This is a genomic window from Treponema zioleckii, from assembly GCF_014737315.1.
In the GTDB taxonomy this organism is placed as follows: domain Bacteria; phylum Spirochaetota; class Spirochaetia; order Treponematales; family Treponemataceae; genus Treponema_D; species Treponema_D zioleckii.
This window is the reverse complement of record NZ_JPUF01000038.1, coordinates 1-26966: the sequence shown is the minus strand read 5'-3', so window position 1 is coordinate 26966 and position 26966 is coordinate 1. Positions and strand designations below refer to the sequence as shown.

General features: G+C 39.9%; 25 protein-coding genes. 14 read left to right on the top strand and 11 right to left on the bottom strand.

What is annotated here, in order from left to right:
- Nucleotides 1-2157 (top strand): methyl-accepting chemotaxis protein, encoded by a 2157-nt coding sequence (locus JI65_RS10730; protein ID WP_191016312.1) that lies wholly within the window; start codon nucleotides 1-3, stop codon nucleotides 2155-2157.
- 127 nt (nucleotides 2158-2284) lie between these two features.
- On the opposite strand, the gene JI65_RS10725 is transcribed toward JI65_RS10730, so the two are convergent.
- Both JI65_RS10725 and JI65_RS10720 read right to left on the bottom strand, forming a co-directional pair.
- Complete coding sequence (locus tag JI65_RS10725) at nucleotides 2285-2833, bottom strand: J domain-containing protein (RefSeq protein WP_191016309.1); 549 nt, start codon at nucleotides 2831-2833, stop codon at nucleotides 2285-2287.
- A 356-nt stretch (nucleotides 2834-3189) separates the two neighbouring features.
- Nucleotides 3190-4497 carry a glucose-1-phosphate adenylyltransferase gene (locus tag JI65_RS10720; protein WP_191016306.1) on the bottom strand — a complete coding sequence of 436 codons (1308 nt, stop codon included), beginning with the start codon at nucleotides 4495-4497 and terminating at the stop codon, nucleotides 3190-3192.
- 267 nt (nucleotides 4498-4764) lie between these two features.
- Between JI65_RS10720 and JI65_RS10715 the strand changes: the two genes are divergently transcribed.
- Together JI65_RS10715 and JI65_RS10710 are read left to right on the top strand one after the other, a co-directional pair.
- Nucleotides 4765-5100, top strand: coding sequence for a hypothetical protein (locus JI65_RS10715; protein ID WP_191016304.1), 336 nt, complete (start codon nucleotides 4765-4767; stop codon nucleotides 5098-5100).
- Between the two features lie 105 nt (nucleotides 5101-5205).
- Entirely contained in the window at nucleotides 5206-7098 is a 1893-nt protein-coding gene (locus JI65_RS10710; protein WP_191016301.1) for a methyl-accepting chemotaxis protein, read from the top strand.
- On the opposite strand, the gene pdxR is transcribed toward JI65_RS10710, so the two are convergent.
- The 4 genes from pdxR to JI65_RS10690 form a co-directional block, all read right to left on the bottom strand.
- Nucleotides 7085-8524: a MocR-like pyridoxine biosynthesis transcription factor PdxR gene (gene pdxR, locus JI65_RS10705; RefSeq protein WP_191016299.1), complete on the bottom strand. Its 1440-nt coding sequence runs from the start codon at nucleotides 8522-8524 to the stop codon at nucleotides 7085-7087. The genes JI65_RS10710 and pdxR overlap by 14 nt on opposite strands.
- A gap of 30 nt (nucleotides 8525-8554) precedes the next feature.
- Entirely contained in the window at nucleotides 8555-8851 is a 297-nt protein-coding gene (locus tag JI65_RS10700) for a hypothetical protein (RefSeq protein WP_191016297.1), read from the bottom strand.
- A complete protein-coding gene (locus tag JI65_RS10695; protein WP_191016295.1) occupies nucleotides 8844-9269 on the bottom strand; it encodes a hypothetical protein in 426 nt (141 codons plus the stop codon). The genes JI65_RS10700 and JI65_RS10695 overlap by 8 nt, the downstream gene beginning before the upstream one ends.
- A 62-nt stretch (nucleotides 9270-9331) precedes the next feature.
- On the bottom strand, nucleotides 9332-10468 hold the full coding sequence (locus JI65_RS10690) for a hypothetical protein (RefSeq protein WP_191016292.1): 1137 nt from the start codon (nucleotides 10466-10468) through the stop codon (nucleotides 9332-9334).
- A gap of 351 nt (nucleotides 10469-10819) precedes the next feature.
- Here JI65_RS10690 and JI65_RS10685 point away from each other — a divergent pair, with 351 nt between their 5' ends.
- Nucleotides 10820-12106, top strand: a complete 1287-nt coding sequence (locus JI65_RS10685; RefSeq protein WP_191016290.1) for an HAD-IA family hydrolase — start codon at nucleotides 10820-10822, stop codon at nucleotides 12104-12106.
- A gap of 92 nt (nucleotides 12107-12198) precedes the next feature.
- Here JI65_RS10685 and folE read toward each other — a convergent pair whose 3' ends face one another.
- On the bottom strand, nucleotides 12199-12834 hold the full coding sequence (gene folE, locus JI65_RS10680) for a GTP cyclohydrolase I FolE (RefSeq protein ID WP_191016288.1): 636 nt from the start codon (nucleotides 12832-12834) through the stop codon (nucleotides 12199-12201).
- A gap of 145 nt (nucleotides 12835-12979) precedes the next feature.
- On the opposite strand from folE, the gene JI65_RS10675 reads away from it, so the two are divergent.
- From JI65_RS10675 to JI65_RS10655, 5 genes are read left to right on the top strand one after another with little or no spacing between them, the layout of a single operon-like run.
- On the top strand, nucleotides 12980-13246 hold the full coding sequence (locus JI65_RS10675; protein ID WP_191016285.1) for a hypothetical protein: 267 nt from the start codon (nucleotides 12980-12982) through the stop codon (nucleotides 13244-13246).
- Nucleotides 13247-13299: 53 nt separating this feature from the next.
- Nucleotides 13300-14226, top strand: a complete 927-nt coding sequence (locus JI65_RS10670) for a ribonuclease Z (protein WP_191016283.1) — start codon at nucleotides 13300-13302, stop codon at nucleotides 14224-14226.
- Between the two features lie 20 nt (nucleotides 14227-14246).
- Entirely contained in the window at nucleotides 14247-14960 is a 714-nt protein-coding gene (locus tag JI65_RS10665; RefSeq protein WP_191016281.1) for an ABC transporter ATP-binding protein, read from the top strand.
- Between the two features lie 25 nt (nucleotides 14961-14985).
- Nucleotides 14986-17196, top strand: coding sequence for a GldG family protein (locus JI65_RS10660; RefSeq protein WP_191016279.1), 2211 nt, complete (start codon nucleotides 14986-14988; stop codon nucleotides 17194-17196).
- Complete coding sequence (locus JI65_RS10655; RefSeq protein WP_191016277.1) at nucleotides 17197-18123, top strand: hypothetical protein; 927 nt, start codon at nucleotides 17197-17199, stop codon at nucleotides 18121-18123.
- 135 nt (nucleotides 18124-18258) lie between these two features.
- On the opposite strand, the gene JI65_RS10650 is transcribed toward JI65_RS10655, so the two are convergent.
- The 4 genes from JI65_RS10650 to rlmD form a co-directional block, all read right to left on the bottom strand.
- Complete coding sequence (locus JI65_RS10650) at nucleotides 18259-18792, bottom strand: 3-isopropylmalate dehydratase small subunit (protein WP_191016265.1); 534 nt, start codon at nucleotides 18790-18792, stop codon at nucleotides 18259-18261.
- Nucleotides 18793-18835: 43 nt separating this feature from the next.
- Entirely contained in the window at nucleotides 18836-20122 is a 1287-nt protein-coding gene (locus JI65_RS10645) for a 3-isopropylmalate dehydratase large subunit (RefSeq protein WP_191016262.1), read from the bottom strand.
- Nucleotides 20123-20223: 101 nt separating this feature from the next.
- Complete coding sequence (locus JI65_RS10640) at nucleotides 20224-21975, bottom strand: outer membrane protein assembly factor BamB family protein (protein ID WP_191016260.1); 1752 nt, start codon at nucleotides 21973-21975, stop codon at nucleotides 20224-20226.
- Nucleotides 21968-23233, bottom strand: coding sequence for a 23S rRNA (uracil(1939)-C(5))-methyltransferase RlmD (rlmD, locus tag JI65_RS10635; RefSeq protein WP_191016257.1), 1266 nt, complete (start codon nucleotides 23231-23233; stop codon nucleotides 21968-21970). The genes JI65_RS10640 and rlmD overlap by 8 nt, the downstream gene beginning before the upstream one ends.
- A gap of 385 nt (nucleotides 23234-23618) precedes the next feature.
- Here rlmD and rpsF point away from each other — a divergent pair, with 385 nt between their 5' ends.
- The 5 genes from rpsF to dnaB all read left to right on the top strand — a co-directional run bounded on the left by rpsF (nucleotide 23619) and on the right by dnaB (nucleotide 26926).
- The gene (gene rpsF / locus JI65_RS10630; protein WP_191016255.1) at nucleotides 23619-23912 is read left to right on the top strand and encodes a 30S ribosomal protein S6; all 294 of its coding nucleotides are present in this window, start codon (nucleotides 23619-23621) and stop codon (nucleotides 23910-23912) included.
- A 61-nt stretch (nucleotides 23913-23973) separates the two neighbouring features.
- Nucleotides 23974-24522 carry a single-stranded DNA-binding protein gene (ssb, locus tag JI65_RS10625; protein WP_191016253.1) on the top strand — a complete coding sequence of 183 codons (549 nt, stop codon included), beginning with the start codon at nucleotides 23974-23976 and terminating at the stop codon, nucleotides 24520-24522.
- Nucleotides 24523-24553: 31 nt separating this feature from the next.
- Nucleotides 24554-24880 carry a 30S ribosomal protein S18 gene (gene rpsR / locus JI65_RS10620; protein WP_191016250.1) on the top strand — a complete coding sequence of 109 codons (327 nt, stop codon included), beginning with the start codon at nucleotides 24554-24556 and terminating at the stop codon, nucleotides 24878-24880.
- A gap of 81 nt (nucleotides 24881-24961) precedes the next feature.
- Complete coding sequence (gene rplI / locus JI65_RS10615) at nucleotides 24962-25474, top strand: 50S ribosomal protein L9 (protein WP_191016247.1); 513 nt, start codon at nucleotides 24962-24964, stop codon at nucleotides 25472-25474.
- A gap of 111 nt (nucleotides 25475-25585) precedes the next feature.
- Complete coding sequence (gene dnaB, locus JI65_RS10610) at nucleotides 25586-26926, top strand: replicative DNA helicase (protein WP_191016245.1); 1341 nt, start codon at nucleotides 25586-25588, stop codon at nucleotides 26924-26926.
- Nucleotides 26927-26966 lie beyond the last annotated feature (40 nt).

The following is a 26966-nucleotide window of genomic DNA, read 5'->3' as shown; positions in this document are numbered from 1 at the left end:
ATGAAAAAAAAAGCGAGGTTGTCAATCTCAAGTAAATTTGCGCTAGCAGTTTTGGCAGTTATCTTTCTGGTAATTACAATTTCGCAAGTCGTTGTCGGAACTTCTTTTGAAAAGAGCGCTCTCAACGATTTTTATTCTTCGGCAGGAAACCTCTTAAAGGACTTTTCAAACTCCATCGATATATTTTTTAATGCAAAAGAATCCGCTGTCAAAGTTTTTTGTGCCTCAGATCCAGTTAAAAATGCAGATGATAGTATTCATTCATTCATAAACGAATCAGGAACGATTCAGATTGCTGATTATGAAAAAAGCCCAACGGAGCTTGCGATTCGTGCAATCGCACAGGAATTCGCACAAAGCGACAGCGACACGTCTGAAGTATTCTACGGCACAGAATGGGGCGGCTACGCAACAAATCTCTCCCATTCAAAATCAGGCGGTTATGACCCAAGGAAACGACAATGGTACAAAGATGCTACAAGCGGAAACGGTAATCCTGTAATCACAAGTGCATACCAAACCACGAACGGGGCACTGGTCGTTAGCGTAGTTTGTAGTGTCAGAGATTTTAGTGGCAATTTTATCGGAAACGCAGGTCTTGACATCTCTCTTGAAAAATTGACCAGTATTCTTTCTACGCTGGATTTTGGCGAGGGTTCCTCGGTTGTTATGCTCCAGAAAGACGGACTTATTCTCGCTGATACAGGAAGCCGAAAAGCAACATTTCAGAATATCAATGAGCTTGATATTCCAGAACTTGCGGTTTTTGTAAATTCCGACGAAACTGACGGCAAAGTTGTGATGGACAATAAGATTTATTACACAAAGCAAATTCAGAACAAAAGAACAGGATACAAAATTGTTGTCTGCTGTCCCAAAAAGACTGTCAACGCCGCATTCATTAAAACTATGACCCAATCAGGCATTCTTTGCGCCCTTGTTGGCTTGCTTTTTGCAGTATTTGGGGCCATTTTTGCAAGAAAACGACTCAGCCCGCTTATTTTTATTGCCCGAAACATCGGAGAAAACGCTCACGAAATTGCAGAAGGTCACGGTGATTTGACACGACGACTTAACATTCACGACAAGAATGAAATCGGGGACGTTGCTGAAAGTTTTAATCTTTACAGTGAGAAATTACAAGAAATTATTGCCAGCATGAAGGATTCAAAAACGTCCCTGAGCGATGCAGGCAACAAGTTGGACAACACGACCGAAGATGCAATGGCAGCTATTGACCAAATTACAGGCGGAATCAGCAACCTTGACGGAAATCTCAGAAGTCAAATTGCATGTGTTGAGCAGACAAGTTCCAGCGTTAACAACATTCTTGGCAATATCGAAAGTCTCGAACAGCTGGTCACGGAACAGACACACAGCGTGGAAGGGGCTTCCAGCGCGGTTGAGGAAATGGTCGGCAACATAAATGAAGTTAATCGCTCCGTAGACAAAATGGCAGCAGCTTTTGCACATCTTGCAACAGATGCGGAGAGCGGTGCAAAAACACAAGAGGAACTGCAGGAGCAGATTATAGAAATCGAGAACCAAAGCAATCTTTTGAGTGAGGCAAATGCCGTTATCGCTTCTATTGCAGAGCAAACGAACCTCTTGGCTATGAATGCGGCTATTGAAGCAGCTCACGCAGGTGAAGCCGGTAAGGGCTTTGCAGTTGTTGCAGACGAAATCCGGAAACTGAGCGAAACTTCAAGTTCACAGTCGGCAACAATCGGTGAGCAGCTCACACAGATTCAAAGCGCAATTAACGCCGTTGTTGAGGCAACTCAAAAAGGCGTTGACGGCTACACATCGCTTGCTTCCGAAATAAAACTTACCGACACGCTCGTTCATCAGATTAAAACAGCAATGCAGGAACAGAGCGAAGGTTCGTCACTGATTACAGACGCCCTTTCAAGAATGAACGACAGCACTCGTCAAGTTCAGAATGCCTCGAACGATATGGCTCGAAACAGTCAGACAATTATTTCAGATGTTGGTACGCTTCAAAAAGAAACCGATACGATTAAGCAAAGTATGACAGAAATGGGCGAGAGTGCAGGTAGAGTTAACGATGCGGGCTCAGCTCTCTCAGAAATTGCCAACGTAATGAAACACTCTATCAACGATATTGGTAATCAGGTTGACAGTTTTACGGTTTAACCGTATAAAATCTTTTGTTAAGCTATGTTCCAAAAAATGTCATGCGCACTTTTTACGGACATAGCGTTTATTTTTTGATGGAAAAATCAAGAGCCAACTGCTGTTGACTGTAAGAATGAATGGCATTTTAGCCGTTGTTTTGTCTTTCTAAAGAAAACCAGCTTTCAACAACTTGCCAGCATTCAAGAATCTTTTGAGTTTTTTCGCGGGCAATTTTTTGCAGGACTGGATTCGTGTCCTCTTTGTTCCACTTGTCGGGATGAAAATAAACCAATTTTTCCCTGTAAGTTTTTTTTGCCTCATCAAAAGTCGTATCTTCGGGGATTCCTAAAAACTTAAATGCATCTTTTACGTTTTGAGGCAACGACTTTTTTTTATTCACCGAAAAATGCTCAAAAGTGAATGTTTTGGTTTTGAGCTTCTCGCTTTCGCAAACCTTTTTATAAGTCGATTTTTTTTCATCAAAATCTTGATTTTTAAATTTTGTTCCAATGTTTTCAAACGATTCTTCTTTATTTTGAACGTCAGCACTTTTCGAATCATCGTTTATAAAATCATCACCCGCAAAATCTTCGGGGGCGTTTTTTGAGCTTTCGTTTTCCAGTTTTGAGTCTGGCAAAATTCCTGAATCCAAAGTTTCGCTCAGCAAATCACCGAGTTTATCGTAAAAATCCATATCAGTTTTGTAATATAAACAAAAAAGCCCATCGATTCAATCAAAACAGAACTGATGTATAAAAAATCAGTTTTTAGATTTCTAACGCAAATAAACACGGATAATCGCAGATAAAAAATCTGTGCATCTCGGCGTTCATCGGCGTAAAAACTTGTTTTAGTGAAGCGATGAGCCTTTAAAAAAACTCTGCTCTAAAATCTAAGTAAGACGAATGTAGTAGTACAACGAATAATAATTAACCGTCATTCCGAACTCGATTCAGAATCTTTGTTTTGGGATTCTGAGACACACGAGTGTAGCTGTCGTGCAGTCGTGGCGTAGCGCTCAGAATGACCAATTATTTAGGATTCGTTATACTAGATTACCGTTCCAGAAGGAATTACAGCCCCCTTGTGGATTACGATAATTCCGTCCGCACTGTAGAACAATCCGTGGTCACCGTCCGGGTATTTATTTCCATCAACGTTGATTCGACAGTTATCTCCGATTGCCGCATTTTTATCAATAATTGTTTGTGCGATTTTACAGTTCTTTCCAATACCAATGTTCGGTTTTCCGTTCTTCGCGTTCTCTTCTTTAGTCTCTTTATTCTCGTACCAGTCAGCACCCATTACGATTACGCCGTCCAAGTCAGTACCAACTTCAAGAATTGAGCGAACTCCAATTACAGAGCGCTTTAATTTTGCTTTGGAAATAATGCATCCTTCCGCAGTGATTGAATTCTCAATAAGAGCATCGTTGATTTTTGAAGGTGGCAAAAAGCGCATGTGAGTGTAAATCGGTTCATCAGCATTGTAAAAATCGAATGCAGGATCGTAGTTCGTAAGGTCAAGAGTCGCCTCATAGAAACTGCGAATTGTACCAATATCTTCCCAATATCCATCAAAAATGTACGAATTAACTTTCTTTGTCTTAATCGATACAGGAATTACCTCTTTACCAAAGTCCGTATATTCGTTGTCAAGAGCTTCTTCCATTGCATCAGCATTAAAGATGTAAATACCCATTGAAGCAAGATATTCTTTTTCTTTAGGCAAGTCGCCTCGCGAACCTTCCGGAATTTTCCAGTCACTAATATCCTTGTCTGGAGCAGGTTTTTCTTGGAAAGCAGTAATCTTCTTGTTTTTGTCGATTTTCATGATTCCAAATCCGCTGGCATCATGGCGGTTTACTGCAGTCGTAGCGATTGTAATATCCGCACCGCTTTCAATATGGCTTTCCATGAATTTTTTAAGATTCATTCTGTAGAGCTGATCACCCGAAAGAATGATGTAGTGAGTCGGCTTCTGAGAGCGGAAGTGGCTCATATTCTTTCTTACGGCATCGGCAGTTCCTTCGAACCAGCCAGAGTGCTCAAGAGTCTGCTCGGCAGCAAGAATCTCTACGAATCCTTTTGAGAATCGGTCAAAATTGTATGAATTTGTAATATGATGATGCAGAGATGCACTGTTGAACTGTGTCAAAAGATAAATCTTTCTGTAACCAGAATTTATACAGTTTGAAATTGGAATATCAACGATTCGGTATTTTCCGCCGAACGGAACGGCAGGCTTTGAACGAACTTGGGTAAGTGGGTAAAGTCTTGTTCCTTTTCCACCACCAAGAATAATTGCAAGTACACGCGGTTCTTTTTTATCAGATGAAGTAGATGATGCCTTACTCATAAATCAAAAATTCTCCTTTTTTATTTTGTTATGTTGCACACGAAAAATTAATCTCGCTTTGCTATAAATATTCTTTAATGATAATACCAAAGTTAGCCGAATGCAAATTAAATATTATTTTATACTTAATTTTTATTAAGATTCAGTCTTTTTTCCTAAATAAAAATAAATTTTTCTATTGTTGACTGATAGAAAATCATGCCTTAAAATAATCTATAAACTTTAAAGCGGAGGGGACTTTTCTTCCGCAAAATATTAGAGGTAATTATGAAAGCATCTGAAGAATTAAGCTATTTGGTCGGTGAGAAAACAATGTCATTCTTGCCTCTTGATGTTTTAACAGATTCTTACGGTGAACCAAGAATTGAATCATACTGCACTATTTCAAAAATTCGTGCGGCAGCAGTTGGCAAACTTGGTGAGATTGAGCTTCATCATCATCTTATAGTGGGTGACGATTGGTGCAGTCACACAATCGAAAGCTATGTTTATTACATCAAAGAAGGTTCACTTATTTCTGTTCAGGACGCAGAATCAGGCGAGCGACATGACCTAAAAGTTGTCGCTCTTGAAGATAACAAAATTTCATTCCTTGTTCTTTAGTCCTTACTCATCTTTTAACATGGGGAAATCCTAAAATCTGGCTTGCGTTCTTTATGCATCGCTCTGAAAAATGGACAACCCCATTTTTATTTTAAGGATACAACTATGCGGGCAAAATCAAATTCTATCGGAAAGAAAATCACACTCAGCGTAATTTCGCTTGTTATTTTTATTCTCTTTATTTTGGGCATTGTAATTTCTAAAAGAGTAGCTTCAATAAACGAACATTCTTTCGAAATAAATGTAAAAGAAATCTCAAGTTTGACAGATACGACTGTAGAAAATTATTTTTCAGAAATCGGTTCGACGGTCACTTTGCTGGCAAATACAGATTTATTCAGAGAAACGAGCGATGACATCACATCTTATGTTAATTTGTCTGACCCAAGCGGAAAAATTCCTATGAATCCAGAGAATTTTTCGGAATATGAATATAACGTTTACAAACTTGCAAAAACCTTCTCGGAAACCAAATATGATATTCTCGGAATGTCGCTTTCTCTAGAATCTAACGGCTCTTTCGTAAGATACCCAGAGGAAGACCGCCCGAACGGATACGACAGCCGCACCCGCTCATGGTACAAAAACGCGAAGGCTGCGGGCGGTTCGATTTTTTATTCGGACGCCTACACAACATCCGGCGGAGACCCTGTAATTGTCGTTTCTAAATATTTTAACGACATAAACGGCGCACCACGCGGAGTCGTAACTGCGGACGTTGATTTAACGACTTTTCAGACCTCGGTCGGCAACGTAAAAAACGAGAGCGACAGCATTCTTTCTGGAATGATGGTCGTTGACAGAAACGGCTCGATTCTCGTTGACCATTATCACCCAGAAAATCTTTTTAAAAACATAAAAGAAATTGGAATCCAAGGATTTGAAAATTACGAAATCGGTTCAGAATTCCGTTTTAGCGAAAAACTCAACATCGACAATTTTTTGAAAGGCAAATACGAAATTGTCTGCGTGCCTTCAGAAAACAGTTTAATTCCTTTGAATTATATTTACCTGGTTCCGAACACAGTTTTGAACGCAACGACAAATTCCGTCATTCGGGTTCTTGCAATGGCTATTTTGCTTTCAATTTTAATTTCGCTTCTCGTAACGATTGTCATTTCACAATCAATTGCACGACCAATTTCCAGCATAACAAATATGCTAAAAGACATTTCAGAAGGCGAGGGCGACCTTACGCGACGACTTCCGGTAAAAGGAAACGACGAAATTGCAAAGCTTGCAAATTATTTTAACCATACGATGGACAAAATTCTAAAAGTCATCATAAAAGTAAAAGAGACGGCTTTTGAAGTGCAAGAAGACAGTATGCAAGTGCAGAGTTCGAGTCTGGCAATTTCGAGCGGTGCAAGTGCGCAGGCGGCTTCGAGCGAAGAAATGTCGGCCACAATGGAAGAAATGGCCTCGAACATTCACCAGACCGCTGAAAATGCAGCCCGAACAGGAATTATCGCATCGAATACAGCAACTGAAAGTACGTCTGGAAAAAATGCCGTTGCAGACGCGGTTGCCGCCGTTACGGAAATTGCAGAAAAAATAAATATCATCGATGACATTGCAGGACAGACCAACATGCTCGCTTTGAATGCAGCAATCGAAGCGGCGCGGGCAGGCGAAGCGGGCAAAGGCTTTGCCGTGGTTGCAAGTGAAGTTCGGAAACTTGCAGAACGAAGCCAGAATTCCAGCGAAGAAATCATTCAGCTTGTGCAAAAAACACTCGTTGAAGCTCAAAATGCCGGTGAAAAAATTAACAGCGTAATTCCAAACATCGAAGAAACTACGGAACTTATAAACGGGATTTCTGTTGCCTGCAAAGAACAGAACAATGGTGCGCAACAAATCACTATCGCAATCACTCAGCTAGATTCTGTTGTTCAGCAAAACGCAGCAGCTTCAGAAAAACTTGCAGAAATGAGCAACCAACTCAGCCGAAACGCAAAGAGTCTTGTAGACATCATCGACACTTTTAAGACTGAATAATCGAATCTTCCATTCGCCGTACAGTCTCTGAAATCCGTTCTTTTTGAATGCCCGAATAGTTCAGGACAAAAGTCGGATTTTCAGGGGTATCGCCAAGATTTTTTGTGTAATAAAAATCACTCAAAAGGGGAATCCGGATTTTGTGCTCCTCAAGTTTTTGCTGAAGCCTTTTTCCGTCAAGCGGAGAATTCAGTTTTAACAAAAAGTGCAACCCAGCTTCCTCTTCGTTTATTTTTGCAATCGAAGCGATTTTACTCGCTTCCAATTGATTTATCAGATTATTCCGAAGATTTCTGTAATAATTTTTCATTCGGATTATGTGCTTTCCAAAAAATCCTTGATTTATAAATTCCGCAAGCGTAAACTGCTCAAAGGCAGAAACAGGGCAGGAATAAAAACCAAGCCGGTCAAAAAAATCATTTACAATTCGTTCGGGAAGAACCATGTAGCTAATTCTAAACGACGGCGACAATGTTTTTGAGAATGTATTTATATAGATAACTTTTGCGTTTTCGTCAGCATTTTGAAGCGTTTGCAAAGGCTTTCCGTTAAACCGGAATTCACTATCATAATCATCTTCGATTATAAAACGATTTTCTGACTCGTTCGCCCAGGAAAGAATTTCGCGCCGCCGTTTTACAGGCATTACAACTCCGGTCGGAAAATGATGCGCGGGCGAAATATGCACCACGTCCGCCGAGGATTTTTCGAGCAAGTCCGAATTTATTCCGCTTTCATCGATATCCACGGGAACAACGGCCGCTCCGTTCAATTCAAAAATCTTTGCGACTTTGTGATAGCCAGGATTCTCCACCGCATACAATTTGTCCCTGCCAAAAAACTGAACCAGCATCGTGTAAAGAGACTCGGTTCCGGCACCAATAACGATTTGCTCAGCACTTACATTCATATTTCTGAATTCAAGAAGATATTTTGCAATCGCCTTTCTGAGTTCAAAAACACCATTTGCAGGAATTCGGCTCAAAAGTCGCTCGTCATTTGTCTTTAAAACTTTTCGCATCAAATGCGTCCAAAGACTGAAGGGAAATTTTTCTGAACTTGTAGAATTATTTCTAAAATCCGTAAAAAAATCTGTTTTTTCAAATTGCGGAAGGAATATTTTTGAATCATTTTCGGCTGGAGAATTTTTTGAGTCCTTAGAAAAATCAGGAACTTCTTCAAGACTCAGATTCGTAACAAAAAAACCTTTTTTTTCTATTGAATAAAGATAGCCTTCCGAAATGAGTCGGGCGTATGCGTTCTGAATCGTAATAACGCTAACCCCCAAATGTTCGGCAAAAGAGCGTTTTGAGGGAAGTTTTTCATCAGGAAGCAAAGTGCCGTTAAGGATTTGCGTTTTTATTTGAGCGTAAATGCATTCGCACAAACCAAATTCGCACCTGTTTTCAAAATCAATCGTAATCATGCTGACTTTTTTAATTCTGCGTGGCCGAACTTAAAATTTTGGATGGAAGACTTTTCCGCCGTTACTTTCTTCCGTCACAATTTCTGAACTCTTTCCTTTCTGCGTTTTATTTGACGAAGAATCGGTCTTGTATCTAGTTTTTACGGTCATTTCAGATTTGATTCTGTCAAGAGTCGGATTTAAAACCATAAAAACGCTTTCCAAAACCTGTTTAACTTCCTCGTCCACATCGTCAGCCTGCATCAAAACCTGATAAGATTCAAAAAGCTGAATATAGGCATGATTCATTTTTACGTACTCGGTATTATATGTTTCGGCTCTAGTCATTTAACGCTCCGTCATTTTTTACTCTTTTTGAGGATTTTGAGAACAATTTTATAGCAAAAAGCACGGCATAGCCAATAGAAAGCCCCAAAAGCGCACCTAAAAAGCCGTTCAATTTTTCTATAAAAATAATTTTTCCGAGCAACGTCAAAATCATCGTAACAGCGGGGCCGTAAACAACGCCGTCATATTTGTCAATCAGCATTGAATATACGATTCCAGTTGCAAGCAGCATCATGCTCGGTACGCTGAACCAATTAAAATTGTAGATTTCAGAAATAAAGAACATGGCAACATAAATCAAAATTGCGGAAACATAATAGCACGGTATTGGAAAAAAAGTTTCTTTGTGATTCAAAAGAAAATAGAATTCTGCAATTCCGCCGCCAATAACAACTATTGATAAAATAAAATACAACATAATTTCTCCAGAATCTAAAAAATCAATGAACGCGTTAAGAAAGTTCAGTTTTCCGAACAGCTCTAATTATTTACCGCGCCAGAAGGCTCTTTTTCAGAAGGCTCATTTTTGTCAGACTCAGTTTCTGCAAAATTTACGGCGTTTAAGAAAGGACGCGCTTCCTCAATTTTTGCAGCCTCTTGGCAAGTTTTTTCAACTTCATCTGCAATAATTTTTTTGTATTGGTTAAAAAGGAATTGGCCGAGCCTTGTCGATTTGTGGATTTTAAAAATCAGGTAGCAAACAATCGTAACGAATTGCACCGAAATATAAAAATACACCAGCGGCAACGAAAAAATTCCAGATTCTTTGCTAAGGCTCATAAAATAAAACGCTATCGTCAGAACAAGCGGGAGCCACACGACCAAAGAAAGCGTTTTGTAAGCCTTTGCCTTAAAATATTTTTTGTCCGTCGGCAAAAACTCATGCACTTTTTTTAACGCTGCATAAGTCTGCTTGTAACCTTCGCCCAAATAATAGGCATTCGGGCGTTTTTGAATTGGCGAGTGATTTTTGAATTCAAAATTATGCTGATTTGCCACTTCGTTTTTAAATTGCCAGAAATTCATATTTTTTGAATGAACCATGAGCGGCGTTGCAGCATAAATAATCTCAAAAACTTGATTGAACGGAGCCTTTTTTTCGGCAGGCAGATTTGCGATTACGCGTTTGTAAAAAAAATCAGCGACTTCCGAAAAGATTTTCGATTTTTTGACATCCTGAAAATCCAGCCACAACGAAAAACTCTCTGCATCAGTAAGTTTTGACTCATAATGCTTAAAAAAATTTTTTATGGCTTTGGCCTTTTGATTTCTAAAATTAAAATAATACGCATAGTCAATGTGATTTCTAAGAACTTCTTCAACAGAAATTATCGTTGATTCAATTACGTCGGTCTTCAAAAAATAATCGATGAATTTGCGGGCATTCAAAACAAGCCATTCATTTTCCGTGCACTGCGAAATGTCTTTTTTTAATGGCTCAAAATCTTTTTCGTGGCGCGAAAGCCAAAAATAGGCATGATTTTTAATCATCTGAGCTGTTTTTTCAAAGCCATTTTCTGGGGCAGTCTGCGTGAATTTTTCAAGTTCGCTTTTTAGATTTACGATAAGTTCGTCAAAGTCCGAAAAAAAACTGTCATATTTTGATAAATCCGTCATATTTTCTCCATTCAAAACTCCACATTCGCTCTTCTATTAAATTTTACAAAATTCAGTAGGGTTTAAAGGTTTTCTTATTGATTGTATCATAGAATTCCCTAGATTCAACATCAAGTTAAATTAATGATAGGGACTCCGCATTATTACAAGCAGACTAAAAAAATTGTCGGAACGAGAGCGAAAAAACGGCTTTTGTGAACGTTTGCAAGGTGAGTCGCCTTGCGGCGTCAATAATTTTCCTTGCACCTTGCACCGCGTGAACAAAAACGTTTTTTTCGCGGTAGTGCAGACAATTTTTTTGCATTTACAAGTTCATAATGCGGAATCCCTAAAATTAACGGGGGAGGAATAATGATTGAAGTTTATCTTTTTGATTGCGACGGAGTAATTATAGATTCCGGCGAAGATATTGCAGACGCAGTGAACGCCACATTTGAGCATTTTGGTTACTGGCCAGTCCCATTCGAAAACGTTATGAGTTTTATCGGAAACGGTGCAAAAATGCTGATTCTTCGGGCATTGAAATATTCAACAAAAAATCATTTTGACGAAAGCAAAACTGAAAAACTCGATGAAATCCTAAAATTCTACCTTGAATATTATTATTCCCACGCCGTAGTAAAAACCAAGCTTTACGCAGGAATCAGAGAGCTTTTAAAAACACTCAAAGAAAAAAACAAAAAAATTGGAATGCTTACGAACAAGCCTTCAAAAATTGCGAAGCTGATTCTTGAACACTTTGATGTTGCAAAATATTTCGATTTTATCACAGGCCCGGACGAAATTACGCACATGAAGCCGTCTCCAGAAGGACTCGAATTCACCGTCGCAAAAATCAACGAAAAATACGGCACAAACTATACTGCCGAAAACGTAATTATGATTGGCGACAGCAAAGTTGACATTCAGGCAGGAAAAGCCTACGGCTGCAAGACCGTTGCATGCAGGGGCGGGCTTGGCAACACAGAAGAACTTGTCAAAGAAAATGCGGACTTATCTTTTTCGGTTGCGAGCGAAATTGAAAAGTTCATCGATATTCTTTCTATGGATGATGAAGGCGAAAATTCGTGGATTAAAAAATTCGCCATGAAAAACGAAGTTCCGATTATGCAGGAAGCGGGAAGTGAGTTTATTTGTGACTACATAAAAAAACACAACATCAAAAATATTCTTGAAATCGGCTCAGCAATTGGCTATTCATCAATAAAATTCGCCAAACTTTCTAATGACATTAAAGTCACAACAATCGAAATAGACTACGAGCGCTATATGGCGGCCTGCTCGAATTTTAAAGACAACAACCTAACCGACAGAATTACGATTTTTCACGGAGACGCGTTGACTTACGAAATTCCAGGCGAATTCGACTTGATTTTTATAGATGCCGCAAAAGCCCAATACACAAAATTCTTTGAAAAATTCAAAAATCAGCTCACAGAAAACGGTGTAATCGTAAGCGACAATCTTTCGTTCCACGGAATGGTGGAAGATTTGAGTCTTACGCACAACTACAGCACTATAAAACTCGTAAAAAAAATCAGGAAATACATTGATTTTTTAAAGAACAACCAAGAATTTGATACGGAGTTTTTCAAAGTCGGCGACGGTGTTTCTATAAGCAAAAGAAAAAAGCTATAAAACACAAAAGAAAACTTTCCGATAATTGAGTGGGGATATAATGGTATATCTTAAGATACATCAATATATCATTATATCCAGTCTCGCGCACTTTACAGGCTCATAAGATACTGCGCTTCTTTTCGCGCGTCACGATCGGTTGCAAAATCTCCGCGAAAGGCATTCGTAACGGTTTCCGCAGTCTGATTCTTTACTCCGCGCATAACCATGCACATGTGAGTGGCTTTTACAATTACCATAACGCCTTTTGCATCAAGTTCTTTGTACAGACTGTCAGCTATTTGATTCGTAAAACGCTCCTGTATCTGAAGCCGACGAGCAAAGCACTCAACAAGGCGAGCCATTTTGCTCAAGCCCACAACTTTGTCTTTTGGCATGTAAGCAATATGCACCTTTCCGAAGAATGGCACCATGTGATGCTCGCACTGACTATAAAACGAAATGTCCTTTACGATTACAATTCCGTTCATATTGCAGCCATAACCGTCTTCATCACAAGAATCGACACCTTTCCAATTGCTTGCGTCAAACTGCTTTGACAAAATCTCGTGCGGGTTCATCGAATATCCGCTAAAAAGTTCGTTGTACATTTTTGCAACACGCGCTGGAGTTTCCAAAAGGCCCTCGCGCTCCGGATTTTCAGTCGGAATTGTGGAAAGCAAAGTCTTTACCGCCGATTCCCGCTTTTCAAAAAGTTCATCATCTATTTTTTTTTCATCAGTTTTCATAAAAATCTCTTTGCTTGATTCTATCGATTCCATAAGTCTGATTCAACAGGTGAGAAGATTTATGAGTAAAGTTCAAAAACTCGGTTTGCCGATTTTCCAAAATCTGATATACTGTTGCGCAGTTCATAAATTGGGAGGCAATTCTATGAAAAGAGTATTTTTTTTAATCGCAGGACTCATTTTTTGTGCGGCAATGATTTCTTGTAAAAAAGAACAGGCTAAAACACAAAACGAAACCGTGCACTTAAATGCCGCAGATGTTCCAGACTCCGAGAACGAATATTTTATACAAAAATACCCGGACGAAGCCTTCCTCAAAGAAATTGAAACAGGAATCGTAGACCACTCCACAGCCGATATAAATCCAGACGAACTTACAAAAGAACAGCTTGAATCGCTGCAAAAGCAATAATCACTTTTGCTCTAATTGTAACTTCTCCTTTTTTCGTGTAAATTCAAAGTCTTATGAATTTAGAAGCTTTCATTTTGGGCTGCGGCGGAATGATGCCGTTGCCTTACCGACATTTAACATCCGTTTTGCTCCGCCGCGACGGTGACTTATTTCTTTTTGACTGCGGCGAAGGAACCCAAGTTTCATTAAAACGACTTAACCTTAAATGGAAAAAAATTGACGCAATATTCATTTCGCACACTCATGCTGACCACGTTACTGGCTTACCAGGAATTATGATGCTCAACGCGCAAGTAGACCGCACGGAACCGCTTTATATTTACGGACCGCCAAAAATCGCCGAGTACGTTGAGACAAGCCGCAAAGTTCTTGACATGTACATAAACTATCCTGTTATCGTAAAAGAAATTACGGCACCGTGCATCGTTCATGAGGGAGAAGACTTTACAGTGCGAGCATTCCCGCTCCAGCACACAAAAACCTGCGTAGGCTACACGCTCGAAGAAAAAGACCGACCGGGCGAATTCAATCCAGAAAAAGCCCGTGAACTCAATGTTCCGATTGGACCTTTGTGGGGAAAACTCCAAAAAGGAGAAAGCGTTCAGTCAGCAACAGGCAAAACCGTTACACCAGAAGACGTTATGGGCGAAAAACGCCACGGACGAAAATTTTCGTTTGTAACCGACACGATGTATCTTCCTTCTATTGCTAAGGAAGTTCAAAACAGCGACCTTTTGATTTGCGAAGGCATGTTCGCCGATGACTGCGAAGACCAAGCACGCGAAAAAAAGCACATGACAAGTCGTCAGGCTGCCACAATCGCGAAAGACTCACAGGCAAAACGAATGGCTCTTATCCATTACAGCCCGCGCTACAACGACAAGAATCTCGAATTGCTTTTGGAGCAGGCAAAAGAAGTTTATCCGAACGCACAGCTTTCTAAAGACCGCATGATTTTTGATATTCCTTATATCGACTAAAGGCAAATTTAGACACAAAAATGATTGAATTAATAGGTTTTTCAAAAAATTACAAAAGCTTTACAGCCGTAAGTAATTTTTCAATAAAATGTGAATTCGGTAAAATCACAGGACTTTTGGGACCTAACGGCGCTGGCAAGACGACAATCCTAAAAGCAGTTTGCGCACGTCACTTTGCAAGCTCCGGAAAGGTTTTGGTAAACGGCTACGACGCAAGCGAAGAAGCTGAGCTAATCCGCACGCTTACGGGTTTTGTAACCGAGCAAGAAAATCTTCCTGGCGAATATTTTGTGAGTGAATATCTTTCGCAAATTGCGGATTTGCACGCACTTTCAGCAAAAGAAAAACTCGATGCAATCAACCGAGTGCGTAAACAATGTGATTTAGACGAAATCTTGCACAAAAAAATACGCCAGCTTTCAAAAGGCCAAAAAGAACGCGTAAACTTCGCGCAGGCACTAATTCACAATCCGCCGGTTTTAGTTCTCGACGAGCCGGCCAGCGGACTTGACCCGGCACAAATCGTCCGTATGCGAAAACTTGTCAACTCGCTAAAAGAAAATCATACGATTCTGCTTTCAACCCACTTGATGCAGGAAGTTGACGCGCTTTGTGACAGCATTTTTATAATCAACAAGGGAAAACTTGTCGCTTCGGGAACTGCCGAATCAATCAAAACTAAAACTGGTTGCAAAACACTGGAAGATGCATTTTTTAAGCTTACAGTGCAGTAAAAATCGTAATTAAATGGAAAATAAAATGAAAAAATTCTCTTCATTCTACAAATCATTATTGTATTCATTTTTGATTGACCCACTTTTTTATGTTTCTTCCATAATTGTGGTTCTTTTTTGCGCCTTTCGGTTTTACTTTACTTCAAAATTCTTTGTCACGGATATTGGCTCAACGGATTTGCGAAGTTTTTTCAATGCAGTTCCATACGTTTCGGTCATCGTTATTCCGCTTTTGGTCTTGCGTTTAAGACCTTTTATAACGGAAGATTCGTTACCAATTTCGTCTTTTAAAAGATTTCTCGCCTTGAATCTTGCGGGATTTTCAGCTTATGCGGTTTCGCTTTTATTTCTTTTGGTAATTCCGTTTTCAGTGAGTTTTTTCGGCGACGTTGATTTTGGACAACTCATTACAGGCTACATCGGACTTTGTTTGTACGCTTTTACATCTGTATCGCTTGCAATTTTTCTTTTTTCGTTGTTGCCATATTCGCCGGCAATTCCGCTTTTTGTAACAGTGGCAATACTTACGGTAACAAACTTTATTCATCTTATTCCGCTTTACATAAAAACGAATTCTTTTCTTGCAACTTTTATGCAAAAAATCAGCTTTGCATGGCATTTTGACGCAAGCGGAAAAGGAATTTTGGATTCACGAAACATCGTTTATTATTTTCTGATTTCTTTGGTTCTGATTCTTTTGTCGGTTGCAGTGGAATACAAGCGACTTGAACGCAAAATAAACAGGATTACAGTTTTTCTCTTTTCGCTTTCAATTTTCTTTTTTGGTTTTAGCTTCTCACGATTTTATTTTAGGGAAGATTTTTCGGAATCAAAAAAGTTTTCCGTTTCAAAAACCAGCCGGCAAATCATCGACAATCTTGAAGAACCGCTGAGAATCACTTATTTTCGCTCAAAAGAACTAAAGGACTTTTATCCACAAACCAGCGATATTGCCGAGTATTTGCAGGATTACAGTGCTGTCAGTCCAAACATAACTTTTACTCTCGAAAAAGCCTCACCCGAGCGCTTAGCTTCTCTTGGAGTGCAAGGCCAGCAACTCAAGAATCAAACTGGCACAAAAACTGAATACATAACGGTTTACTCAGCGATTTTGATTCAGTACCTAGAAAAACAAACTTTAATTCCGTTCATAATAAATCCACAGTCCCTTGAGTATGATTTGAGCCAGCGAGTGCAGGAACTTATCACCGGGCAAACCCGCAATATTTTCGTGCTGAATGGAAACGAAAGAAGTTTTGAATTTGACTACAGCATTATCGAACCACTTTTGGCTCAACGCGGATTTCATGTTTATCTTTTAAAAGATGAACGAGAGATGCTTCATATCCTCCCTGAGCTAAGTCCTAGCGACGAACTTCTGATTTTAGGCTCTTCAAAACTTTCGGAAGAAACTTGTATAGAAATCGAAAAAGCCGTAAAACGCGGAATTCCTGCTTTTATAACAACATCGCCATTTTCTATCGACGAAAAATGGAACATCACCCGAAACACGGACGACAATTTTATTCCAGTCCTAAAATCATGGGGATTCGCATTCGACAATTCGTTAGTGCAGGACATTTCTTCTGCAACGATTAAAATGGAATCGAATGACAAAAACAACTTGCAATATATAACACTCAATTATCCTCTGTGGGTTTCCGTACTTCCCTCTAGCGATTGCATACAAGGCGCAACTGTTTTTTGGGCAAGCCCAATCACGCCTTACGGAGCTGTAAAACCGCTTTTAGAGACATCAAGCCACGCTTGGCTTCAAAAAGAATCAGGCAGTCAGAACGTGCCTTTTTTGGTTGACCCTTTCTCAATCCAAAAAACTGCGGGCGAAGCAGGGCAGAGCGAGTCAAAATTCGTTCTTGCAGGAATCGCGCAAGAAATTTCTGGATACTATGAACCTGGAAAATCAAAAGCAAAAGTTGTCGTTGTAGGCGACCAAAATTTTCTTGATTACTCTACAACAATGATGATTTCTGAAGAAAATCGTGTTGACTCGCGGAATTTCGATTTTTTGACTTCGCAGCTTTTAAAACTCCGCGGAGATGCCGAAATTGCAGAACTCATGGAAAAATCGCAGCCAAATACGACACTTTACAAAATCACCGAGGAAGATGAATTTTTAAGCGCACGAATCATAACCATAATCATCACATTCTTTGTTATTCCTGTGATTTTTGCAGCGTGGTTCATAATTTTCCAAATCAGACGGAGATATAGATAAATGAAAGTAAAGCAAATAAACAGAATCCTGTATTTTGTGTGCGGAATTGGTGCCATACTTTTTGCATTTGCGATTTTTCTTCCAAAAAACGGAAAAAGTCTCCCAAAACCGTTTAAATCGGCTCTTTTAAATCCGCAGTACAGAAACACTGTAGATTCTATTTCTATCGAAAAAGACGGAAAAAAAATTGCTCTTGAGAAATCCGGAGAATTTTGGCTTGCAATATCCGACGATACAACAATTCTTGCAGAAAATAAAATAGTTGATTCACTTTTAGACGAAGCCACAAAAATCAGAAATCTTTATAAAATTTCTGCAGGCAAAACCAGTTGGGAACAACTTTCCCTCGGTGAAGAAAACGCAACAAAAATCACCTTTGCTAAAAAAAGTGACAGGGTGTATACAAAATCATACTTTGGAGTGCAAAACAGTATCACAAATAGGCTCGCCTTACGAACGATTACAACTGATTCTGCTTACGAAACGGAAAATTCTTTTCAGCAATTTCTTACGACCGACATAAATTACTGGGGAATCGGTGAAATTTTTACGGAAATTGAAAATCTAACTCAAGTGACGCTTTCGATTGAAGGCAAAACCAAAACACTTTCCTCAGACAACGAGGATTTTGGCGCAAAATCGCATGACCTTTTATCGCTCCGCCACGGAAAAATCAATTCAGAAAGCTCAATCGGCACAGAGCCGCCAGTTGCGTCAATTACAGCCCAGTCCGGCAACGGAAGGTACGTAAAAATTGATTTTTATAAAGCAAGCGACAATCCAGAAATCGATTATCTTTACACAAAAAAAGTTTATCCTTCAAAAATTGACAGTACAGAAGCGCAATTTGCTTTTAATCAGCAAAAAAACGCTTGCGAAGTTTCAAATTGGACCTTCAACAGAATAAAAGAGATTTTTGGACTTTAAAAATAATTGGGACTACCTAAAATTAATAGGTAGTCCCAAAGCTTTTGTTAAAATTCAACTCAAAAAATATTTTCAAGCCAGCCTTAACAAAATTTTAAAGTTCCTTCTAAAAACTGAAATTTTTAAAGGTTCCCATTAGTATTTAGATTCAGCGTATCCGATCCAGCCCTCATTTTCGATAAGAGCCTTCTCAAATCCTTCAAGTTTGAAAGGGTAGCTTATAGAAAGACTTCCTGCAATGAGCTTAACTTTCCATGTGCCATCTTCTTTCTGCTCGATTTTACATTCAGTCTCTTTGTTGCCAAAATTCTTGAACATGTCGTCAATGTCTTTTTTAGACATATCAAGCGCAAGAAGACCACAGTTGTACATATTCTGGCGGAAAATTCGGGCAAAGTTAGGAGCAATTACAGTATAAATCTCGTTCACTTCCAATGCCCAAGGAGCATGTTCACGGCTTGAACCACATCCGAAATTCTCGCGCGTAATAATCACCTTTTTTCCTGGAATATCACGTTTTGGATCAAAGCCATCAAGCTTCAAATCCTCCAGGAGATAAGGTTTGAGAGCCTGCTTTGAAATCTCTGTGAGATATTTTGCAGGAATTATCTCGTCTGTGTTAATGTCAGAGCGATCCAAAAATAGAACTGAACCACCGAATGCTTTCATAATTTTACTCCTTTAAAAGCAAGATCTATAGTTTTCAAGAAAATTAGCCCTTGTAAATAGCAGAATTTGTAATAGTTCCTGCAATAGCAGTTGCAGCAGCAGAAGCAGGACTCATAAGATGAACCATTCCGCCTTTACCCATTCGACCATTAAAGTTTCTGTTCGTTGTAGAAGCACAAACTTCACCTTCTGCCAATACTCCGTTAGACATTCCGAGACAAGCACCACAAGTAGGATTAGTTACACAGAACCCAGCCTCAACAAAAATATCGAGAAGTCCTTCATCCATAGCCATCTTGTAAATTTTTGGAGTTGCAGGAGAAACGATTCCGCGAACACCTTCCGCAAGATGATGTCCTTTAAGAACGCTAGCCGCAACTCGAAGGTCAGAAATACGACCGTTCGTGCAAGAACCGATATAAATCTGGTCTACACGAGTGCCCTTCATTTCTGAAATCTTCTTAATCTGGTCTGGCTTGTAGTTAATCGTACAAACCGGCTCCAAATCAGAAAGATCGAAAGTATAAACTTTCTCATAAGTTGCATCTTCATCATCATGCCATTTTTCATAATCTGCAAGTGCATCTTCTTTTGTTTTATATTCATCTTTGATAAATTCCCAAAGATAATCTACAGTCTTCATGTCTGGGAAACAGATGCCACTAGTTCCACCGGCCTCAACAGCCATATTGCAAAGGGTCATTCGCTCTTCCATGCCCATATTGTCAACAATCGGACCTGTGAATTCAACAACGCAGTTCGTAGCACCGTTAACACCAATTTTTCCGATAAGGAAAAGAATTACATCTTTTGCATAAACGCCTTCTTTCAACTTACCGTTCAATACAAATTTTATTGATTTTGGCTCACGGAACGAACAAACACCTTTCAAGATTCCGACTTCGAGATCTGTCGTACCAACACCAGCCGCAAAAGCACCGAATGCACCGTGCGTACAAGTGTGACTGTCACCCATAATTACAGTATAACCAGGGCGTACAAAACCTTTTTCAGGGAAAATAGCATGGCACACACCATTTGAGCCAATATCAAAAAAATCTTTGATATTATTTCGTCTAGCCCAATCACGAAGGATTTTGCCTTGTGTGGCAGTCTTGCTATCCTTCGCAGGTGTTACGTGGTCAATCACGGCTTTGATTTTAGTCGGATCAAAAACACGATCCATCTTTCGTTCTACCAAATCATTAATTGCGACAGGCGTCGTAATCTCATGGCAGAACACACGGTCAAGCTTCAGAACATAAGTTCCAGAGAAAGGACTGTCTACCAAATGTGCATCAAAAATTTTCTGAGCAATGGTCTTTCCCATTTAAGGTCTCCTTGGTAAAGCCAACTTTAATTCTTTAATGAATTTAAAAATCAGCTAAAATAAGTTTAATAATTCTAATTCTATATAAACAAATAGTCAAATCACATTTTAAGATCAGCGATTCTCTTTAGAGTATCACGCGCATAATCACGCACTTTTTTGTCGTATCTTGGAAAGAACATGAGCGAAATTATCTCGCGCCCATAATTGTAAAATGCAGGTCGGCCCATGAATTTGCAAATTTCATAAACTGAATCACAAATATTCATCAAAACAGGAACGTCCGAAGGCAAAACCCTTGACTTCATAACATAATGATATGCCGACAAAAGTTCACCGTAAGGGTCATAGCCAATTTTTCCGGAGTAGGCAATGAGTTGCGTAAGAAGAGACATGTTTTTTTCGGATTTTATCAAAGTCGCAAAATAAGAGACAAATTCCTCAGAACCTGTAAGGGACATCAAATAGAACAATTTTCGGGTATAAAGAGGATTTTCTTCAAAATAGCTGGAAGTAGTTTTTGTATTCGAACTGATAAAATTCAGGGAATTCACATAATTCTGAGCCTCGGTCTTTATTTTTGTCATGTATTCTTCTTCATGAATGCCGTAATTTCCCTCGCTCATAATTTTAATAAGTTCCGTAAGATCTTCTTCAGTCAGAGTACGCATTCCAAACTCGGAAGAGGAACTTCTTTCATCAATTTTGATTATCGAAACGCTTTTTTTGCCGATTGTAACATTTTCTTCCATAGAAATCGCTTGATTCATGCGGAATGAATCAACAATCCAGTTTTTGTTACAAAAAATCAAATAGCAAGTTTTCGTGTAAACAAGATAATTCCATTTTGCTTTCGAAGGCAACTTTCCGGCCCAAAGAACCGTACCGTCTTCCATAAATTCGTAAGCGTTCGACGAATCTGCAATAAAAAAACCCGAATCCGTGGCGCGAGTCTGCTGAATCGAATTAACGTTAACCGCGCCCAACGTAAACTGATTTATAAATTCCCCGTCCTCAGTATTTACGATTATTACAGAAATACTAGAGCCGGTCTTAAAAAAGAAAGCCGAATATTTTGAACTTTTTGAATAACAAATCGAAAACGCGCCCGACGGAAAATATGATTTTTGAACCCATCTTGAATCCGCAAAACCATCTTTCACCGCGCACAAACCGATTGAGCCGTTCTTAAGACCAACAAGAATTCCTTGCTCCGAAGAAACAGCCGAAACAACCTCATCAGAAAAAATCAAATCTTCCTCAGCGCCGCCAAAAGCTGAAAAACGTTTTGCTACAGTCTTACCGTCACGAAGGTTCTTCATATAAACAAGAATGCTTCCGTCATTCAAAACAGAAAGCGGCAAATCAGCCTGTTCAGGAGTTTCAGTCTGCCATCGCATAATTCCGTTCAGACCGTAACAGGCAATCTTGTTTTTTCCGCGCACAAAAACGCGACCGTCAAGCCCCAAAGTAGGAGACTCTACAATCGCAAAGGGATTATCAGCCGTCCAAATAGTAACGCCAGACGGATTTACAAAATTAAGTTTTTTATCGCTCGTAACAACGTACAAAAAGTCCCCGAATGCAGTCATAAACGGAGTAGGCCGCCCCTTTACAGCCTGCTGCCAAATGACTTTTCCATCTGCCGTGCAAGCATTCAACATTCGGCCGTCGCTAAGAACAACGATTCCGTACGAAGTCTCAACGGCAGGCGCCACGGCTTCTCCGCCAATAGCAGCCTGCCACGAAGGCTTTTGCACCGAAAGGTCAGCATTGCGCAAAGCCGCCACCTGAGAAAAACACTCAAAAACCGCAAAGACCAAAATCAACAAACAAAAAACAAATCTACGCATAGTACTCAAAAAAAGCCAGACTCTCAATGTGAGAGGTTTGCGGATAAAAATCCAAAAGATACAATTTTGAAAGAATATAGCCAGATTTTACAAGGAATTTAGCGTCCCTCGCGTGTGTCGAAGGATTGCACGAAACGCTCCGTATCTGTCCAACTTTATTCTCGCAAAGCCATTTGCAAACTTGCTTTTCCATTCCTGAACGAGGAGGGTCAATTACGACTGCATCAAAATTTCCGTTATTCAAAATCACATTCCGAGCATTCTGCAAAACCCATTTTTCGCCGCTCTGTCCATAACTTTCATGTTTTTTGCCGGCAAGATTCATTTCCGCAAAAACCAGGGCATCACGATTGTGCTCAACAAGGAAAGTTTTTTCAAAAATGTCAGAAAGAAAAACCGAAAAAGTTCCGCACCCAGCGTACATGTCAAGGACATTTTTTCCGCCCATGTTGTAGCACACGGCATCAATCGTCTTTTCAAGCACATCAAGATTCGACTGGAAAAACCCCTTCACATCAAAATCAATTTTCTTTCCTTTCAAAGTCACTGAACAAACATTCTCAGAATTCTGTCTCGTTCCCATGAAACGATGATTAAGATTATTTTTAACTTTATTAAGCCGATTTTTACCGGCGCCAGAAACCTTTCCGACAGACGAATAAACTTCATCTTCATCGGCAACCACGACGTTTGCAAATTTTTCATTCTGTGCGTTCAAAACTCGTCTGTCACCAAAAATATGCACCCGGCCGCTCGGACGCTCATTTTGCGAAGTCATTGCAAGATAAGAATTTATCTCATTCGTGGCAACAGGACAATTTGAAAGGTTCACGACAGAATTCGATTCTTTCGAATTAAAACCACCGTCCGTAAGCTGAATTCTCGAACGATAATTTTTTTCATCCGCCGAAATAATTTCAATTTCCGGGGAAGTCAGACCTTCACGCTCAAAACAATCACGTAAAATTTCCGCCCGAAGCTTTTTCTGAAACTCATAGTCAATATGCTGCATGTTGCATCCGCCGCATTTTCCTTCATCGCCGCCATACAAAGGGCAAAAAGGCTCAATTCTGTGCGAAGAAGGCTCCAAAACCCTCACAATTCTCGCTAAATCATAGTCCCTAAAAGACTTAGTTATTTCAACCTCAAGAGTCTCACCGGGAACGGCATACGGCACAAAAACATTTTTTCCATTCAACCTGCCAATACAATTTCCCCCGGCAACCATTTTTTCAACTTTTATAATCTGACCAGCCATTTTTTTCTATTATATACTCCCAAAAAACTATTTTCCCATTACATTATCGGATTTTTAACTCATAATGTCGAGTTGATAAATTGGCGCTTTTTAAAATTTTCAGCTAATTTTCAATTTGGAGCGAAATCAACTTTTGGCATCACTCAAAAAACTTACCGCCGCCAAGCATCAACTGTCATGCCCTGCGTTCCGTGGTTTCATTCGCAAAGCGAACGGCTGCGCCGCCACTCCATGCAGGGCTAGGCTCAGTTTTCCGCGGAAACTTTCCTCATAAAAAAATTCTCATAAACAATTGACCTTCTTCCGCCGAAAATGCTATATTTACATTCGAACCCCTTGAAGTCGCGTATGCGATTTCCAATTGTCCATAAGGAGAAACATACACATGAAAAAGTATGAACTTATGACTATCTACCCAATCGAGGAAGATAAGTTCAAAGCTGGAACTGACTTAGTTCGTTCAGTATTGGCACAGTTTGGTGCAACAGTAGAAAAAGAAGAGCCTTACGGCGACCGTGACCTTGCTTACGAAATCAACAAGCAAAAACGTGGTCGTTTCGTTCTTTTCACAGTATCTGCAAACCCTGCAAAACTCGTAGAAATCAACGCACAGTTCAGATTGAACAATAATTTGCTTAAATCATTGTTCGTAAAATTGGATGACGAAAAGAACAAATAGTTTGTCCTTTGGTTTTATCTACTAAAAATCCACTTTCAGCTTTTAATTAGGAGTTTTGTTTATGACTGATGTAAACACAGTTACAATTGTCGGAAGACTTACACGTGATTTAAATGCCGGAGACCAGCGGGAATTTGCTTATACTCCTAACGGTCAGGCTCGTGCAAACATCAGCATTGCCGTAAACAGAAGCCGAAAACAAGGCGAGCAGTGGGTTGACGAGGCAAATTATTTTAACGTTACTATCTGGGGACGCACTGCTGAGAATTTAAAGCCGTACTTAACGAAAGGCAAACAAATTGCAATCGAAGGCTATCTCAGACAGGAGCGCTGGCAAGACAAAGAAACCGGAAAAACACGTGACCGTGTTTCAATCGTGGCAAACAATGTGCAGCTTCTTGGCGGAGCTGCTGGCAACGGTACCGGAGGAAACTTCGGTGCTGGAAGAACGGAAAATGCCGGACAGCCGGCTGGGGGTTATCAACCGCGCTTCCAAGCAAATCCAGCAGCACAGAACGGTGGCTACGATCCAATGGGTTCTAGTCAGCCTTATGGTGACCAAGGTTTTAATAATGTTGACTCTGGTTTCCCAGAAGACATTCCATTCTAAATCTGACGATTCTAGCTATTAGGAGAATAATATGGCAGACGAAGTTACAACAAACGAAGTTGAACAGAAAGTAAATTCTGAAACAGATACAAGAGCCGCAGCTGACGGACGTGAAGGCGAGGAACGCTCACCAAGAGGAAAGGGGAAAACTTTCTTCCGCAAGAAGGTATGCCGTTTCTGTGCTAACAAAGCAAAAATCGATTACAAAGATGCAGACGGTCTCCGTCGTTTCACAACAGAACGTGGCAAGATTCTTCCACGCCGCATCACTGGCACATGTGCAAAACATCAGCGTGAGCTTACTGTAGCTATCAAACGCGCAAGAAACATCTGTCTCTTGCCATTCGTTACAGAGTAGTTTTTTGTTAATTAAATCGATTGATGAGCCAACTCCTGGCACATTCAATCGATTCGTTTTTTATTTTTAGGAGCTTGTAAAATGAAAGTTATTCTTTACACAGATGTAAAACATCTTGGAGAAATGGGTGATGTAAAGAACGTTGCTAACGGATACGCTCGCAACTATCTTTTCCCACGTATGTATGCTGTTCCATACAATGATGAATCAGTAAAATATTTCGAGTCACGCAAAGAAGAAATTGCAGCTCGCAAAGAGCAGAAACGAAAGGATTCTGCTAGCTTGAAAGAGAAACTTGAGGCTACTCTCGTTGACCTCGTAATGCCAGCTGGAGCAAACGGCAAATTGTACGGTGCCGTTACAGCACAGACTGTTGCAGATTATCTCAACAAGAACGGATTTGAAATTGAGCGCAAACGAATTGAGATTCCTGGCTCAACAATCAAATCAACAGGTAACTACCACTGTGTAATTCACCTTTATGAAGCTCAGACAGCAGAAGTAAAAATCTCTGTAAAAGCTCAGACTTCTGACGGAAAAGTTTTGGAAGCAGCTCCTGCCGCTGAAAAAACAGAAGAAGCTAAAGCTGAATAATTTAGATTAAAATTATTCCAAAAGCCAGAGTTTACGCTCTGGCTTTTTTTGTTTTCTATATTTAATATTCGGTACGATTCAGATTCAACTACTTTAAGGGGTGTCTTAGCTATGGATGAGATTCTAAAAGATAAAATACCACCGCACAACGACGAGGCGGAAAAAGCAACTTTGGGTGCCATGCTCCTTGACTGGGATTCCGTCAGTTCCGTAGTCACGTTGTTAAGTTCAGAGCAGTTTTACTCAAAACAGAATCAGATTATTTTTAAGGCACTCGTAAGCCTTTTTACGCAAGGAACAACAGGCGACACTTTAACATTAATTGGTGAGCTTACAAAAACTGGCGAATTGGAACAGGCTGGGGGAGCCGCTTACATAGCCTCTCTTGCAGACGTTGTTCCTTCAAGTGCAAACATAGACTATTATGCGGAGATTGTCCATGACAGGGCAATAAGACGAAATTTAATAAAAATTTCATCAGAAATAAAAACATCCGCTTTTGATGAAACGCGAGAAAGCAAAATGATTCTCGACGAAGCCGAAAAACGAATTTTCGCGCTCGCGGACCGTGATCAAACAACTCAAGTTCACACGATGGGTGAAGTAATTCCAAAAACCATCGAAAACATTGAACTTCACTTTAAGAATCATAACGTATTTACAGGCATTCCCAGCGGTTTTACAGATTTGGACAGCATGACGAGCGGATTCCAAAATTCGGAGTTGATTATCATTGGTGCACGTCCATCAATGGGAAAAACGGCTATGGCTCTTTCAATGATGGAGCACATAGCAATTGACAAGCATATTCCTTGCGGATTCTTCTCGCTCGAAATGTCTTACGAACAAATTGGCCAGCGTCTGATGTCTCAAAACGCACGAATTCCAGGTCAAAAACTTCGAAGCGGAATGCTCAAAATCGAAGACTTGCAAAAACTACAAGAGGCTGCCGGACGATGTTTTGACGCACCGCTTTATATAATCGATACGCCGAACATGCCGTTAATTGACTTGCGCGCCATGGCCAGACGGCTAAAAACCAACCACGACATAAAAATTATTTTTATCGACTATATTGGTCTTATCTCTACAGAAAATCCATCTGCTCCTGTTTATGAGCAAGTTTCGGAAATTTCAAAATCGCTGAAGAGCCTTGCACGCGAACTTGACATTCCTGTGGTTGCACTTTCGCAGGTTGCCCGCGACGCTGAAGGAAACGAACCTACACTTTCTCAGCTCCGTGGCTCAGGATCAATCGAGCAGGATGCGGATGTTGTAATGTTCATTCACCGAGACCGAAAGAAACAGGATGAAGAAAATCCAAATCCTGTAATCGATGCAAAATTGATTGTAGCAAAACAAAGAAACGGTCCAATCGGAGACGTAAATCTTTTGTTCCTTTCAAGTTTTACACGCTTCGAAAACCGCGTAAAAAGCGGCGACGAACAGTAATCTAATTAAACATCCTAAAAAATAAAAAAACGGCGTTTTC